At 63.2% G+C, this 15993-nt stretch carries 7 protein-coding genes; 5 read left to right on the top strand and 2 right to left on the bottom strand.

Annotation, left to right across the window (positions count from 1 at the left end; genetic code table 11):
• Positions 1 to 19: 19 nt before the first annotated feature.
• Both ACQZF9_RS15020 and ACQZF9_RS15015 read right to left on the bottom strand, forming a co-directional pair.
• The gene (locus ACQZF9_RS15020) at positions 20 to 1558 is read right to left on the bottom strand and encodes a glucan biosynthesis protein G (protein ID WP_428309773.1); all 1539 of its coding nucleotides are present in this window, start codon (positions 1556 to 1558) and stop codon (positions 20 to 22) included.
• Positions 1559 to 1630: 72 nt separating this feature from the next.
• Positions 1631 to 2107 carry a MarR family winged helix-turn-helix transcriptional regulator gene (locus ACQZF9_RS15015; protein WP_428309772.1) on the bottom strand — a complete coding sequence of 159 codons (477 nt, stop codon included), beginning with the start codon at positions 2105 to 2107 and terminating at the stop codon, positions 1631 to 1633.
• Between the two features lie 86 nt (positions 2108 to 2193).
• Between ACQZF9_RS15015 and ACQZF9_RS15010 the strand changes: the two genes are divergently transcribed.
• The 5 genes from ACQZF9_RS15010 to ACQZF9_RS14990 all read left to right on the top strand — a co-directional run bounded on the left by ACQZF9_RS15010 (position 2194) and on the right by ACQZF9_RS14990 (position 15956).
• Positions 2194 to 3342, top strand: coding sequence for an efflux RND transporter periplasmic adaptor subunit (locus ACQZF9_RS15010; RefSeq protein ID WP_428309771.1), 1149 nt, complete (start codon positions 2194 to 2196; stop codon positions 3340 to 3342).
• Between the two features lie 171 nt (positions 3343 to 3513).
• A complete protein-coding gene (locus ACQZF9_RS15005) occupies positions 3514 to 6648 on the top strand; it encodes an efflux RND transporter permease subunit (RefSeq protein WP_428309770.1) in 3135 nt (1044 codons plus the stop codon).
• Positions 6648 to 8105, top strand: a complete 1458-nt coding sequence (locus tag ACQZF9_RS15000) for an efflux transporter outer membrane subunit (RefSeq protein ID WP_428309769.1) — start codon at positions 6648 to 6650, stop codon at positions 8103 to 8105. The genes ACQZF9_RS15005 and ACQZF9_RS15000 overlap by 1 nt, the downstream gene beginning before the upstream one ends.
• Positions 8106 to 8341: 236 nt before the next feature.
• Positions 8342 to 15487 (top strand): FG-GAP-like repeat-containing protein, encoded by a 7146-nt coding sequence (locus ACQZF9_RS14995; protein WP_428309768.1) that lies wholly within the window; start codon positions 8342 to 8344, stop codon positions 15485 to 15487.
• A complete protein-coding gene (locus ACQZF9_RS14990) occupies positions 15471 to 15956 on the top strand; it encodes a hypothetical protein (protein WP_428309767.1) in 486 nt (161 codons plus the stop codon). Before ACQZF9_RS14995 ends, ACQZF9_RS14990 begins: the two co-directional genes overlap by 17 nt.
• Positions 15957 to 15993: the final 37 nt, after the last annotated feature.

Genomic DNA, 15993 nt, shown 5'->3' with positions numbered 1-15993 from the left:
TTGTCCCGGGCGAGCACCATCACGGTGGCAGGATGTAGCTCCAGGTTTCCGAGATCGCCTGCTGGTCCTGGCGCAGGAAGGCGCGCATTTCCACCGGCTTTTCGGCGTCGAGGCGGCGGAATCGGAAGCTCAGGCGCCAGCCGCCGGTGACTTCGTTGGGGAACACCTGGCGCTCCAGCAGCTCGCCGTTGTCCGACAGCCACAGGCCGGGGAACACCTTGGCATCCTTGGACAGGCCCTTCAGCGCCGGGCCGACGAAGTCGACCATCATCTGGATGGTGTTGTCCTGCTCCTTGATCCAGCCATGGCCGCGGCGCGACTGGGTCACGTAGCTGGTCGGCGGCAGGGTCGGCTCCTCTTTCTGCCAGGCGATCGAGTACGCCACGTCCAGCGGCTTGCCCGGCTCGGCGGGCTTGTCGCTGACCCAGTAGGCGACGATGTTGTCGTTGGTTTCGTCCGGCGACGGAATCTGCACCAGCTCGACCCGGCCGGCGCCCCAGTCGCCCTTGGGCGTGACCCAGGCGCTGGGGCGGATGTCGTAGCGCGCCTCCAGGTCCTGGTAGCTGGCGAAGTCGCGGTCGCGCTGCATCAGGCCGAAGCCCTTGGGATTGGTGGTCGAGAAGCTGGTGACCAGCAGCCGCCGCGGGTTCGACAGCGGCCGCCAGATCCATTCGTCCGAGCCGGTGTGCACCTGCAGGCCGTCGGAGTCGTGCACCTCGGGTCGGTAGTCCTCGACCTGCGAGCGCTGGTTCTCGCCGAAGTAGAACATGCTGGTCAGCGGCGCCAGGCCGATCTTGTCGATCTTCTCGCGCGGGAAGATGCGCGCGTCGACATTCACCAGCGTGCTGGTGCCGGGCTTGAGCTCGAAGCGGTAGGCGCCGGTGACGCGCCGCGAATCGAGCAGCGCATAGATCACCAGGTGGTCGTCCTTGGCCGAAGGCCAGGCCAGCCAGAACTCGGTGAAGTAGGGGAACTCCTCGCCGGACAGCTGCGCGGTGTCCACGGCCAGGCCGCGGGCGGATTCGCCGTAGCGCTGGTCCTTGCCCAGGCCGCGGAAATAGCTTGCGTCCTTGAACGCGATCACCTCGTCCTTGTAGCCGGGGCCGTTGACGTTGGCGTGCACGCGGAAGCCGGCGAAGCCGACGTCCTTGAACTTGGTCGGATCGAGCTGCTTGTTGTTGCCGTAGTCGAAGTCCGCCGGGTTGAACGCCACCGGCTGCACGCCGCTGGCGGTGACCAGGCTGATTTTCACCGGCACCGTGTAGCGCCCGCCCGGGTGGAAGAACTGCACCTCGAACGGCAGCTTGCGGTTGCGCCACAGCGCCTTCTCGGGCTTGAAGCGGATGTCGCGGACCTGGTCGTAGCCCAGGTCCGCGAGCTCGCGCGGCAGCGCGTTGTCCGGCTTCTGGTAGGGCTGGGCGGACAGGTCCTTGGCGCGCTTGGCCACGTCCTCGAAACCGAAGCCGGCAGCGAAGGCCGACGATGCGCTCAGAGCGAGCAGGCAGGCGAGCGCATAGTTCAAAAGGCGGCCCACGGCAGCAGGCGTCCGTAACGACATAGATGACGGTCCGAGCAAAACGAGAATCCGGATAGTCTAAGGGATCATCCTGAACGAAAAACGCCGCGCCCTTCAGCTTTCGCCAGAGCTGACTCTCAGGTTGTCGCGGATTTTCTCCAAAGCCTGTAGGCAAACCGCGATTTCCCCGGCGGCCAGTCCGGCCAGGGCCTGCTCCTTGACTTCGTGCACCACCGGCAGGATCTGCGCGATCAGCTGCTGAGAGTCCGGCATCAGGAACACCTGGCGCACGCGCCGGTCGCCGGGCGCGCTGCGGCGCTCGATCCAGTTCTTCTCGGCCAGGCGGTCGAGCAGCCGCACCAGGCTCGGCGCCTCGATGTCGAGCTGGCGCGCCAGCTCGGTCTGGCTCAGCGGGCCACCGGCCTTGTGCAGGATCAGCAGCGGCCGCCACTGCGCCTGCGACAGGCCCATAGGCTCCAAGCGGCTGTCGATGTCGGCACGCAGGCTGCGGGTGAGATCGCGCACCAGGGCGATCAGCTGGTCGGCAGGTGTTGCGGTCGGCACGGTCGTGTCTGAAGATGCGGCGGTCATGCTGAAAACATTAGCATGCTAGCGATTGACCAACTCATAACAGCCAGTGGCTCAGCGCCGGATCGATGGCGCATCAGGGATCCGTCATGACGAAGCCTGCCTTGCTCCACCCCGTTGCCGCTGCGGTCGTCGTGCTGACCGCGCTGCTGGCCGGCGGTTGCTCGAAGGCGCCGCCGCCGGCCGCGCCGCCGCCGGTCGAAGTCACGCTGGCGACGATCACGCCGCGCTCGGCGACCGTCACCGTCGATTACGTCGGCGAACTGGAGGCGATCAACACCGCGGAAATCCGCCCGCGCGTCGGCGGCCTGCTCGAGCAGCAGGCGGCGATCGAGGGCCAGCGCGTCAAGAAAGGCCAGATCCTGTTCCGCATCGACTCGCAGCCCTACGTCGCCGCGCTGGCCAATGCCAAGGCCGCGCTGGCGCAGGCCCAGGCGACGCTCGACCAGGCCGAACGCGACCTGTCGCGCGTGCAGCCGCTGTCGCAGATCAACGCGGTCAGCCAGCAGGAGCTGGATGCGGCCACCGCGCGCAACAGCGCCGGCAAGGCCTCGGTCGAGGCGGCGCGCGCCGGCGTGCAGACCGCGCAGCTGAACCTGGACTACAGCACGGTGACATCGCCTATCGACGGCATCGTCGGCCGCGCGCTGTTCCGCACCGGCGGCCTGGTCACCGCGTATTCCTCGCTGCTGACCACGGTCTACGCCACCGATTCGATGTACGTGAACTTCAGCATCAGCGAGCAGCGCATGCTCGAGCTGCAGCATCAATGGGGCGGCCGCGTGCCGGAAGGCGGCGTCAAGTCCGCGTTCAAGATCCTGCTTGCCGACGGCTCGGAATATCCGGAGGCCGCCAAACTCAACCTGATCGACGCCGCCGTCGACAAAACCACCGGCACCTTGCCGGTGCGGCTGGAAGTGCCCAACCCGAACAGCATCCTGCGTGCCGGTCAGTTCGCGCGCGTGGTCGTCGCCGCGCAGAACCTGCCGGATGCGATCCTGGTGCCGCAGAAAGCGGTGCAGGAGCTGCAAGGCAAGACCTATGTCTGGCTGGTCGACGGCCAGGGCAAGGCCGCTTCGCATGACGTGCGCATGGGGCCGCGCATCGGCAACGACTGGCTGGTGCAGGAGGGCCTCAAGGCTGGCGACAGGATCGTCGTCGACGGCTTCGGCAAGGTGAAGCCGGGCGCGATCGTCGCGGATGCGCCGGCCAAGCCCGCGGACGCGGGAAAGAGCTGATGCTCTGCCTTCCGGTTTTCGACACCGAACTCCGTTCGTCCCGAGTAGCCGCTCGCGGCGTATCGAGGGACACGAACACGTCCGACCCCTCGATACGCCCACTGAAGTGGGCTACTCGGGGCGAACGGAATTTCCGCCGCGTCTTCATTGCCGTCGTCGAGCACTAAGGCCATGGTCAACTTTTTTATCGACCGCCCGATCTTCGCGACGGTGCTGTCGATCATCATCACGCTGGCCGGCGGCATCGCGCTGACGCAGTTGCCGATCGCGCGCTTTCCGCCGATCACGCCGCCGTCGGTGGTCGTCTCCGCCAGCTTCCCGGGCGCCGATGCGACCACGGTCGAAGCCTCCGTCGCCGCGCCGATCGAGCAGCAGGTCAACGGCGTCAAGGACATGCTGTACATGGACAGCAAGAGCGCCAACGACGGCAGCTACTCGCTGAACATCACCTTCGATATCGGCACCGACCAGGACCTGGCTGCGGTCGATGTGCAGAACCGGCTGTCGATCGCGCAGCGTCAGCTGCCGACCGATGTCACGCGCAGCGGCGTCACCGTGTTCAAGCGCCAGCCGCAGGTGCTGATGATCGCCGCACTCAAGGCCACCGATCCACGCTACGACTATCTGTTCCTCAGCAACTACGCGACGCTCAACGTCTACGACGCGCTGGCGCGAGTGCCCGGCGTCGGCCAGGTGGTGGTGCTGGGCGCGCGCGACTACGGCATGCGCATCTGGCTCGACCCGGACAAGATGGCACGGCTCGGTATTTCCACGCAGGACATCAGCGCCGCGCTGACCGAGCAGAACGTGGTCGCGCCGGCCGGCAGCATCGGCGCCGAGCCGGTGCCATCCGGCCAGCAGAAGCAGTATTCCGTGCGCGTGCAAGGCCGGCTTTCCGAGCCGTCCGAATACGAGAACATCGTACTGCGCGCGCGCGTCGACGGCTCGGTGGTGCACTTGAAAGACGTGGCGCGTATCGAACTCGGCGCCACCGACTATGGCCGCTCCTCGCTGCTCAACGGCGAGCCGGTGGCGATGATCGCGGTCTACCAGCTGCCGGACGCGAACGCGCTGGACGTGGCCAAGCGCGTGCGCGCGGCGATGGCCGATTTGTCGAAGACGTTTCCGCAGGGCATCGAATACGTGGTGCCTTTCGACACCACGCTGTTCGTCACCGAATCGGTGAAGGAGGTGCAGCACACCTTCGTCATCGCGGTGCTGCTGGTGCTGCTGGTGGTGTTCGTGTTTCTGGAAAGCTGGCGCGCCACCCTGATCCCGATGCTGGCGGTGCCGGTGGCGCTGATCGGCACGTTCTCGGTGTTCGTCGCGCTGGGTTTCTCGATCAACACGCTCACGCTTTTCGCGCTGGTGCTGGCGATCGGCCTGGTTGTCGACGATGCGATCGTCGTCGTCGAGGCGGTCACCGAGAAAATGATCGAGCACAAGATGTCGCCGAAGGAGGCGACGCGCGCCGCGATGGCCGACGTCACCGGCCCGGTGATCGCGATCGCGCTGGTGCTGTCGGCGGTGTTCGTGCCGGTGGCGTTTCTGCCGGGCCTCACCGGGCAGTTCTACAAGCAGTTCGCGCTGACGCTGTCGGTGTCGGTGCTGCTGTCGGCGCTGGTCGCGCTGACCTTCACGCCGGCGCTGTGTGCGCTGCTGCTAAAGCCGCCGGCGGAGACCGAGCACAAGGGTCTGCTCGGTCGTTTCTTCGGTGCTTTCAATCGCGGCTTCAAGCGGCTCACCAACGGCTACAGCCGCACCGTGCAGGCGGCGATCCGGCGCTCGGTGATCGCGATGGCGATCTTCGTCGCGCTGACGCTGGCGGCGCTGTGGCTGCTGACGACACGACCTGCCGGCTTCCTGCCGGACGAGGACCAGGGCTATCTGATCATGGCGGTGAACCTGCCCGCGGCGGCGACGCAGCAGCGCACGCTCCAGGTCGTCGAGCAGGCGCGGCAGATCGTGCATGCGCAGGACGAGACGCTGGACATGGTGTCGCTGGTCAGCTTCAACCTGCTGACCGGCGTCAACTCGCCGAACAACGCGACGATCTTCATCACGCTCAAGCCCTGGCACGACCGGCCCGGCGTCGAGCACTCCGCACTGACGCTGGTCCGGCGGCTCAGCGGTGCACTGTCGAAAATTCAGGACGCGAATTTCATCGTGCTCAATCCGCCGTCGATACCGGGCATCGGCACCGCCGGCGGGTTCGAGTTCGTGCTCGAGGATCGCAGCGGCAACGACATCAGAAACTTCAACGTCGTGCTGCAGGACTTCCTCGGCCGTGCGGCGAAACGCCCCGAGCTGACGCGGGTGTTCTCGCAGTACAACGCCAACTCGCCGCAGATCGAATACGTGATCGATCGCGAGCGCGCCAAGACGCTCGGCATTCCTCTGTCGGACATCTTCGGGTCGCTGCAGACTTTTCTCGGCGGCAGCTATGTCAACGACTTCAACCTGTTCGGCCGCACTTTCCGCGTGACCGCGCAGGCCGAAGGCAGATTCCGTGCGTCGCCCGAAGCAGTGAATCACTTGTACGTGCGTACGTCCGGAGGCGACATGGTGCCGCTGTCGACGCTGGTGTCGATCAAGACCAACAGCACCTCGGAATACATCGAGCGCTACAACGTGTTCCGCGCCGCGACGATCAATGGCTCGGCCTCGCCAGGCTACAGCTCGGGCGAGGCGGTGAAAGTGATGGAAGAACTCGCGCAGGACCTGCCCGCGGGCTACACCTACAACTGGACCGGCGTGACCTATCAGGAGATCAAATCGGGCGGGCAGGCGCCGTATATTTTCGGAATGGCATTGCTGTTCGTGTTCCTGGTGCTGGCCGCGCAATACGAAAGCTGGGCCGTGCCTTTCGCGGTGCTGCTCGGCATTCCGTTCGCGGTGTTCGGCGCGTATCTGGGGCTTGCGGCACGCGTCATGGCCAATGACATCTACGCGCAGATCGGCCTGGTCATGCTGATCGGTCTGGCCGCGAAAAACGCGATCCTGATCGTCGAATTCGCCAAGCTCGCGCACGAGCGCGGCATGCCGCTGATCGACGCCGCAGTGGAAGGGGCGCGTCTGCGCCTCAGGCCGATCCTGATGACCTCGCTGGCCTTCATTCTCGGCACGATGCCGCTGGTGATCGCCACCGGCGCCGGCGCCGGCGCGCGCCGCGTGCTCGGCACCGCCGTGGTGTTCGGCATGCTCGCCGCCACCATCGTCGGTATCTTCATCATCCCGGTGTTCTACGTGCTGATTCAGGGGCTGAGCGAACGTTTCAGTCGTAGGCCGCAAGGGGAGGCTCGCTGATGAAACGCCTCGTAGCCCGGGTGAAACCCGGGATGGCGCGCTCGATCAGGCACAACAATCCCGGGTTTCACCCGGGCTACGTATTGTTGACGGCCTTGCTCGCCGGCTGCGCGATGGGCCCGGACTACCAGCGCCCGGCGATCGAAACGCCAGCGCAATTCCGCCTCGACACGACGACTGCGGCAGCGCAGTCCTTCGGCGATCTCGGCTGGTGGGACGTGTACCGCGATCCGGTGCTGGCGACGCTGGTCGCCAGCGCGGTGAAAAACAATCTCGACGTGCGCATCGCGGTGGAGCGCGTCGAGCAGGCGCGCGCCAGTCTCGGCGCTACCGGCTATCAGCTGCTGCCTCAGATCAGCGTCGGCGGAACCACCGGCAAGCAGCGTGTTTCGGCCTACGAAACCACTGCGAGCGATCGTACGTTCAACAGCTCGTCGGTGTCGGCGGCACTGGCCTGGGAGCTGGATTTCTGGGGCCGCATCCGGCGCACGCGCGAAGCGGCGCGAGCTGAGCTGCTGTCGTCGCAAGCAGCGCGCGAAACCGTGCTGGTAACACTGGTCGGATCGGTGGCTTCGCAGTACTTCACTTTGCTGGCGCTGGACGAGCAGCTGCAGATCACGCGCGCGACTGTCGATTCACGCAAGTCCTTCCTCGATCTGACTCAGGCGCAGTTCGATCGCGGCACCGTCAGCGGTCTCGACGTCAACACCGCGCAGGCGCAGCTCGCTACCGCGCAGGCCAATGTGCCGCTGCTGGAGAAGCAGATCGCGCAAACCGAGAACGGCCTGAGCCTGCTGCTCGGCGGCAATCCGAATGCGATCGCGCGCTCTCCGCGCGAAGTCGGCCTGGCGCCGATCGCACCGGATCTTCCGGCGGGCCTGCCCTCGACCCTGCTGGAACGCCGGCCGGATCTGCGCGAAGCGGAGCAGTCGCTGGTTGCCGCCAACGCGCAGGTCGGCATCGCCAAGGCCGCACTGTTTCCGACGATTTCACTCAGCGCCGACTACGGCAGCCTGTCGCCGAAGATGTCGAACCTGTTCACCAGCGCGGCCGAGAACTGGTCGGTGGGTGTGAACCTGCTGCAGCCGCTGCTCGACGCCGATCGCAATCGGTACCAGGTGGATTACGCCGATGCCGGCCGCCGCGCGGCGCTGCTGAATTACGAAAAAACCGTACGCACTGCATTCCGCGAAGTCGCCGATGCGCTGGTGACGCGGCAGAAATCGGCCGAGTACGAGGCCGCGCAATCGGCCCTGGTCACGGCGCAGAACAACGCGCACGAGATCGCGCTGGCCCGCTACAAGGTCGGCTACTCCTCGTACTTCGACGTGATCAACGCCGACCGCGACCTGTTCACCGCCAAGCTCGCGCTGTCGCAGGCGCGGCTGGATACGCTAAATGCCAGCGTGCAGCTGTATCAGGCGCTGGGCGGCGGCTGGCGGTCGCAGACGCAATAGCGGCAGTTGTAGGAGCGGACCCCGTCCGCGACTGAGCTTCAAAAGGCCGGACTTTGGCTGGCGCTGGCGAGCAGAAAGTGTGAAGTGATTCGCAGCAATCGCTATAGTTTCCGGGCGACAAAGCAATTACTGGATGCACAGGGAGGGCAGGCGGTTTTGCTGCTGGTAACCGAAGCTTTGATCATTCGGGTCGCCAGCAGCGCCGCCAGCGGAGATTCACGGATCGGGGGATCTAAGTGCGCGAATGGAATCGGGCGGGCGTGGTCGCATGCTTCAAGTCGATCGCGCTGCTGTTGTGCTTCTGGGCAGGCAATGCAGGCGCCGCTGTCCCGGCGCAGTATCAGAACGGACTGTACGACGCCGGTTACGACGTCTTTAGCGGCGACATCAACGGCGACGGTTATCCCGATCTGCTGTTGAAGGCCAATCACCAGTTCGTGCTGGTCGATTACGACGTTTTGATTCCGGTCCTGTTGCGCTGGCGCAACAGCTTCGTGGTGCTGTCGAATTCCGACGGCACCTATTCGATCCAGCTCAATCCTTCTGCTGCGACTCTGTCGAACCCGATCTGGCAGGCGGGTACCCACGAACTGATCTTCGGCGACACCGACGGCGACGGCTCGCTGGAACTGCTGATCCGCGCCAAAGCCGTCAACGGCATCAGCGTGCTGATGGCGACGTCGGCGACCGACGGGGTGCCGCAATTGCGGCAGCGGCTCAATGCCATTGATATCGGCATCGACCTTGGACAAAGCGGGCTCGACGTCGACTTGGTGAAAGCCAACAACGATGGCCGGGCTGACCTGCTGACCTCTCGCGCGGGTGTCGTCGAAACCATTCATATGGCGACCACCGGCGGCAGCTTCGGCCAGCCCGAGGATGACGGCGGTTCAGGATCCAGCGGCGAAGTGGCGGTGGGTTCCACGGCGGGCGCATTCCAGGCAACGCCCGGCGGCGGCGCCAGCTATCGCATGCCGCTGAGCCTGCCGCCCGGCCTGGGCGGCATGACCCCGCAACTGGCGATCGAATACAGCTCTTCAGGTCCCGACGCGACGATGGGGCTCGGCTTTGGTGTTTCGGGCTTGTCGCAGATCGCGCGCTGTCCTTCGACGATCGCCGTGGACGCTTCGTCCGACGGCGTCGATTTCGATACCTGGGACCGTTTCTGTCTAGACGGTCAACGTCTGCTGACGACCGCTACCTACGGGTCCGTCAATGCCTCTTATGTGACCGAGATCGAGTCGTTCAGCCGAATCAAATCGGTCGACGGCACTGCGGGCAATCCGGCGGGCTGGACAGTAGAAACCAAGTCCGGCCTAAAGATGACTTATGGCAGCAGCGGTACCGCGGTGTGGTCGGGTACACCAGGCATCTACGTCTGGCTGTTGAAGCGGACCGAGGATTCGGTCGGCAACTCGATTGACTACGAGTACGACCTGTATCCGGACAGCTATCGGATCAAGCAGATTACTTATGGTGGCAATGCCGCCGCGGGGCTGCCCGCGACTTTGCGCGTCAACTTCCAATACAAGTCGCGCTCCGGCTACGTCGCCGGCGGCTACATGTACGGTACTTACTTCACCCGCAACTACATTCTGGGTTCGATCGAAGCCTCCGTGAACAGCGGTAGCCAGATCGTCCGCTCCTGGAACTTCATCTACAACAGCCCGGCCGACGCCGATGATCCGGAGCCGCCGGGCACAGAGCCGCCCCCCTGCACGGGCAGCCGCTGCGCGATTCCAAGGCCCGCGCGTGCGGCGGCCAGGCCGGGAGCCGTGACCACGGTCGGCTCCAAGACGATGTCGATGAGCCGCTATGCGCTCACCAGCGTGCAGGAGTGCGCCGGCCGCAAGAGCGTGGCCGGCACGGCCTGCCTGCCGACCAGCAGCTTTGTCTGGGCGCCGGCCATCGGCAGCGGATATGGCGCCGTCGTCAATTCCAGCGCCGGCACCTACGGCAACGACAAATTCCAGTACGTCCCGGCCGACGTCAACGGCGATGGCTACGGCGATCTGGCGATTTTGCGCGCCGCCGATGGCAGTTCGACCTTCTCGGTGTTTCCGAAAGGGGGTCTTGGCGGCTCCGCCAAGATCAACTCATCGACCATCAATGACCTGCCGACCGGCGACGCCAAATGGGCGCTCGGTGATTTCAACGGCGACGGCTTGGTGGATGCGGCGCTGTTCTACGACGAACTGCCCTGCGGCAATCCGCTTTATTTTCGGCCGGGCGCCGCTACGTACACAGTGAGTGCGCTGGTCGGCGGCAGCCTCGATGCGGCTTCGGGCGGTACCTGCAGTGCCGGCGCGGGCGGCCCTCCCGGCGGCTGTCCGCCCAATTGCCAACGCTCGGCCGTGACAGCCGCAGCGACTCCATCGGTCACGCAAATGGTCGCCGGCGACATCAACGGCGACGGCCAGGACGACATCCTGCTGATCAGCAACACGGCGTCGGGCTTCCAGTGGCGCAAGGTTTATACGACGGGCACTGGCTGGCAGTCGGGCTCGACCTGGGATTTGGCAGCCGCTGGCGACCAGACCGGCTACGTGCCTTACGCCGCGGATTTCAACGGTGACGGCAAGATCGACATTATGTTGCTGAAGGCGGCCAGCGACGGCGTCTACGCCTGGACCTGCGTCGACCTGGGGCCTTGCACCAACGCCGGCAAGATCCTCAGCTACAACGTCACCCAGTACGCGCCGATCATCGGCGACACCAATGGCGATGGTTATGCCGACTTGGTTTTCGTCAAGACCAGCGGGAGTATGGCTTATCACTATGCCTTGCTGTCGACAGGCCGGGGCACATTCTCCACCGTGCAGGTCTCGGCGAATCTGGCGTTGACCGGATCGGGAAGCTGGCGGCCGGCGGCGGCTGATTACGACGGCGACGGCGTCGTCGACATCGCCTGGTTCGACCAGTCCTCTCCTCACGACGTCGTCATGGCGGCGGGCAGCGGCAACGGCCTGTTTACGAGTTCCGAGACGCTGACCTCGGCATTCACCAACGTACCATCGACTTTCTATCTCAATCCGGCAGATTACGACGGCGACGGCAAAGTCGACCTCGGTGTTTTCTCGAAGGATTCGAGTAACAACGCGACGATTCGGATGGCGCGCTTCACCGGTGCGTCGAATCTGCGGGTTGCCGCCATCACCGGCGGCTTCGGCGCCAAGGTCGGTATCGAATACAAGCCGCTGACGTCGACCGATGTCTACGCCGACGATCCCGAGGCCACGACCTACCCGGGCGTGGTCCGCCGCCTGAATGTGCCGCAGTACGTCGTGGCACGCCATACCACCGAAGCGCAGGATCAGCCGACGCGTTCAGTGGCTTACCGCTACTACGGCTCGCGCCTCGATATCCGTGGCCGTGGGCCGCTCGGCTTCAGCCGAACCGAAATCCAGGACGAGCAGACCGGCATTCTGGAGGCCACCACGTATCGGCAGGACTTCCCCTATATAGGTCTCGCAAAACACGTCGAGCGCAAGATTGCCAGCAGCGGCACCCTGATTTCGTCAGCAGACAATGTGTACTCGACCATTGCCGTATCGCAGGGGGCCAGCTTCCCATACGCCTCCAAGAGCACGTCCCGGCAATACGAGGTCACATCCGGTTATGCCGGCCTGGTGTCCACCACCGTCTCGACCTACAACTACAACTACAGCGACTACGCGACCTACGGCAACCTGCGCTCCTCCAAGGTCACCGTCTATCAGGGCGACGAAGGCGCCGCGACCCGATTTGAAACGGCGACGACCAATACCTTCGCCAACTACACGTCGTCGGGTTGGTACATCGGCCGCCTGACGCGCACCGACGTCACACGCACCAACGACAAGGGTGAGAGCAAGAGCCGTACCTCGGGATTCGTGTACAGCACCGCCACCGGTCTGTTGAGCGAAGAACTGGTCGAGCCGGACCGTGTCGGCACCTACGACTATCTGCGGACCACTTACGGCCGCAGCGACGGTACCGGCAACATCACCAAGACCATCGTCTACGCGTATGCACCGAATGCCTCGGGCACACCGACACTGATTTCGCGAACCACCACCAACGAATTCTCGTCGGCGTCTCCCTATTACCGGCGCTTCAACACCAAGTCCTGCAACGCGCTGAGCCAATGCGCTACGCGCGAGTTCGATGCCGCCACCGGCAACGTGCTCAAGAGCACCGACGCCAACAATCTGGTCAGCACCCTCAGCTACGACAGCTTCGGCCGCGCTGCCGGCAGCAGTTTCATCCAGAGCGACAAGTACATCGTCAGCGACGTTCTGCGGCAGTGGTGCCCCGACCGGGCGGACCTGTGCTTCGGAGAAACCAAGGGCCTGTTCGCGGTTGAGACCCAGGCTTCCAGCGGCACGCGCAGCGTGGTCGTCTACGACCGCCTGGAGCGCGAGATCCGCCGCGCCACGCTCGGCCCGGACGGCCGCTGGCTGTATGCGCTGACGCAGTACGACGCGCTGGGCCGCGTGTCGCAGGTGTCCGTGCCGCGCTACGACAACAGCTCGCAGACCTTTTGGGTCAAGACCCAGTACGACGCCATCGGGCGCCCCTACCAGGCCACGTCGCCAGCCAAGGCGGGCGAGCCCGAGGGCCGTGTCGTCACCACCGCCTACCGGGGTCTGACGACGGTCGTGACCGACCCGCGGAGTGCCAACACCACACAGACACTCAACGTCCTTGGCAAGGTCGTATCGGTCAAGAACGACCTGGGGCAGGAACTGAAGTACGAGTACGACCCCTACGACAATCTCACCAAGACGATCGATCCGGCCGGCAACGCCGTGGCGCTGCAGTACGACCAGCGCGGCCGCAAGATTGCGATGTCGGATCCGGACATGGGCAACTGGTCCTACGCCTATAACGGCCTGGGCGAGCTGATAACGCAGACCGACGCCAAGGCTCAGACCGTCAAGATGAGCTACGACGGCTTGGGCCGCATGACCAAGCGCGAAGAACTCGAAGGCAAAACCACCTGGACCTACGACACGCGCTGGAAAGGCGCGCTGAGCGACGCGGTGCAGACCAGCCCGAGCAATGCCGAGCTGTCCCGCAAGACGCTGGAATACGACGCGGTCGGCAATCTGCAGAAGGAGACTCTGACCGTCGCCGGCAGCGTCCAGGCGCCAACGCAGTACGCCTACGACAGCAAGAACCGCCTCGATGTTTTGACCTATCCGTCGGGCCTGATTCTGCAGCACCTCTACAACGCCAACGGTGCGCTGAGCGAACTGCGGCAGAGCAGCGCCAGCGGTCCGCTGTACTGGCGCGCCGACAGCTGGGACGAATGGGGCAAGGTGGCGCAGTACACGCAGGGCAACGGCGTGGTCAACGCGGTCTACCGCGACCCGGCGGTCGGTCAGGTGGAAATGCTGCAGGCAGGCTCCGGCAACTCGATCCAGAACTGGCACTACGACTGGGACGCCAACGGCAACACCACGCTGCGCGAGAACCTGATCAGCGGCCTGTCGTACTCTGAGTCCAGCACCTACGACAAGCTCAACCGGGTCGACGTGACGACGTTGACGGCGGCGGGTACGACCACGACCAAGAACGCCGACTACGACGCCATCGGTAACATTGCCTACAACCAGGGCGTTGGCGCCTACACCTATACGGCGACGAACAAGCCGCACGCGGTCCGCGGCACCGCGACCACCAACAGCGTCTACGACTACGACGCCAATGGCAACATGCTGTCGAGCACCGGCGACTCCAACATCCGCAGCTACGCCTGGGCCAGCTACAACCTGCCGACCCAGGTCACCAAGGGCAGCACCGGCAGCGCCTGGGCCACTTTCGTCTACGGCCCATCGAGAGAAAAGCTGCGCCAGACCTCGTATTCATCGGGCCTGAGCAACCGCACGATCGTCTACCTCAACGCCTACTCCGAGCGGCATACCACCAGCAGCGGCGACGAATACCGCGAGCACATCGTCGCACCGACGGGCGTAGTGGCCCAGGTGAGCTACTACCCGAGCGCGGCCACGCGCACGACGCTGTACGTGCACACCGACAAGCTCGGCAGCGTGGACGCAATGAGCAACACCGCGGGCCAGAACCTGGCGCTGTCCACCAGCTCACCCGGCTTCGGCTACGACCGCTGGGGCAAGCGGCGCGACGACAGCGGAGCCGCCAGCCCGTCGAGCTACAACTTCGCGACGCTGAAGGGGTATACCGGCCACGAGATGCTGGACACAGTTGGGCTCATTCACATGGGCGGACGGGTCTACGACTCGACCATTGCGCGATTTCTCTCCCCCGATCCAAACATCCAAGATCCCAACAACCTTCAAAGCTACAACCGATACAGCTACGTAATGAATAACCCCCTATCTGCCATAGATCCAACGGGATTCTTCGGCATAGGGGACGTTTTTCACGCAGTCGGTAAGGCTATCGATTGGGCTAAAGATAACTGGCGCCTTATTGCTGCTGTAGCGATTATGGTAACCGTCCCAGGATCGTGGGGTCTTGCAGGCCAAATGTTTGGTGGATTTGCCGCCGGCCTAGTTACGAGCGGCGGAGACCTAAAGTCGGGACTCATTGGTGCGGCCACTGCCGCGGCTTTTTTCGGTATCGGTTCTGGGTTTGGAGCGCTGGCGAAGCAGGGATACAACGTTGACGTTTTACGCGTAGCAAAAATTGCGGCGCACGGTGTAGCAGGCGGTATTTCAGCGCGTGTTAGCGGTGGCCGATTTAATCAGGGCTTTCTTGCAGCCGGCTTTACTCAAACGTTTTCTTCAGGAATCGACGGTATTCGTTCATCAGATTTCGGCGCCACAGGACGTCTGGCGCGGATCTCAGCGGCCGCGATCGTAGGTGGAACAGCCTCAGAACTCGGTGGAGGAAAGTTTGCAAATGGCGCGGTTACGGGTGCTTTCTCACGAGCTTACAACGATGAGCAGCATGCGCAATTCAGAGATAAGGTGTTGAGTAGATATGGTGACATTCTCCGAACTGGGAAGGGCATCGACTTAGAAGCAAACATTAAAGAAGCTGCGGGCATGACATTAGGAGAGTTTTGGGATGCAGTGAAGACAGGTGGTAAATGGGATTACAAAAATAATCCTGAATATGCGGGCTTGAATGCCGACCTACTTCAGGAATTCGGAAACTTCCACTTTGGCGTTGTGGCCAACGCATTTGGGTTCTCTGCATATGTGGCAATGACGGGCGCAGGAATGTACCAAGTGTTTTTCCAAGCAGGCGGAAGCGGTATCTCCCTAGCTTCACATATACTTTCAGCTCCATTTACACCAATTGTGGACGTAGACTACCTACAGTATCAGGTTGATGCTGGCGCGACTTTTGGAGATCTACCTGGCGACTCAGCCGCTGTGCTGTCGGGATGGCGATATGCAGAAGGACATTAAGCTCGGTGCGGTCATGTTGTTATGTATTTTTGCAGGCTTAACTGCTTGCGCTCAGGATTTCGATGAACGCAGTGCAAAAACTATATTTGACGAGCATCGAATGAATTTCGAATATGCGGCAAATTTCATGATGAATCATTCCGATGTTGATCGATTTAATTTAAAAGAAGGAGGCTTAGAAGAACAGTGCCAAGCAGAGCAAGATTTAACTGACTGCTTAAAGAACTTGCTTGCGCTGAAAAAGGCAGGAGTTAGAGAAATCGTTGCATTTAGAAAATATGCTCCCATGCAAGAAGTTATCTCCATTCGATTTATTTGTGCTTCATTTGGATTGTCCCTGGGTGGTAAATTAATGACGATTGAGTACGTCGTTGATGCGAGTGTGCTCCCGTTTTATGAAAGCAAAGGATCGGTGCTGAATATATTGCCTCCATACTGGTTCTCCGTGCTTATTGACGAAACGCGGTGATTTCTGAATCGGCGAGGAAAATAAGTGCAGACCACGT

It is taken from the genome of Hydrocarboniphaga sp. (genome assembly GCF_965279055.1).
Lineage (GTDB): Bacteria > Pseudomonadota > Gammaproteobacteria > Nevskiales > Nevskiaceae > Hydrocarboniphaga.
Note: the sequence above shows the minus strand (reverse complement) of the source record. Positions and strands in the feature narration are given on the sequence as shown.

Bases quoted from the DNA above. Each gene is read 5' to 3' on its own strand.
- ACQZF9_RS15005 (WP_428309770.1), top strand. From the start codon at position 3,514: ATGGTCAACTTTTTTATCGACCGCCCGATCTTCGCGACGGTGCTGTCG.
- ACQZF9_RS15015 (WP_428309772.1), bottom strand. From the start codon at position 2,107: ATGACCGCCGCATCTTCAGACACGACCGTGCCGACCGCAACACCTGCC.
- ACQZF9_RS15020 (WP_428309773.1), bottom strand. From the start codon at position 1,558: ATGTCGTTACGGACGCCTGCTGCCGTGGGCCGCCTTTTGAACTATGCG.
- ACQZF9_RS15010 (WP_428309771.1), top strand. From the start codon at position 2,194: ATGACGAAGCCTGCCTTGCTCCACCCCGTTGCCGCTGCGGTCGTCGTG.
- ACQZF9_RS14990 (WP_428309767.1), top strand. From the start codon at position 15,471: ATGCAGAAGGACATTAAGCTCGGTGCGGTCATGTTGTTATGTATTTTT.
- ACQZF9_RS15000 (WP_428309769.1), top strand. From the start codon at position 6,648: ATGAAACGCCTCGTAGCCCGGGTGAAACCCGGGATGGCGCGCTCGATC.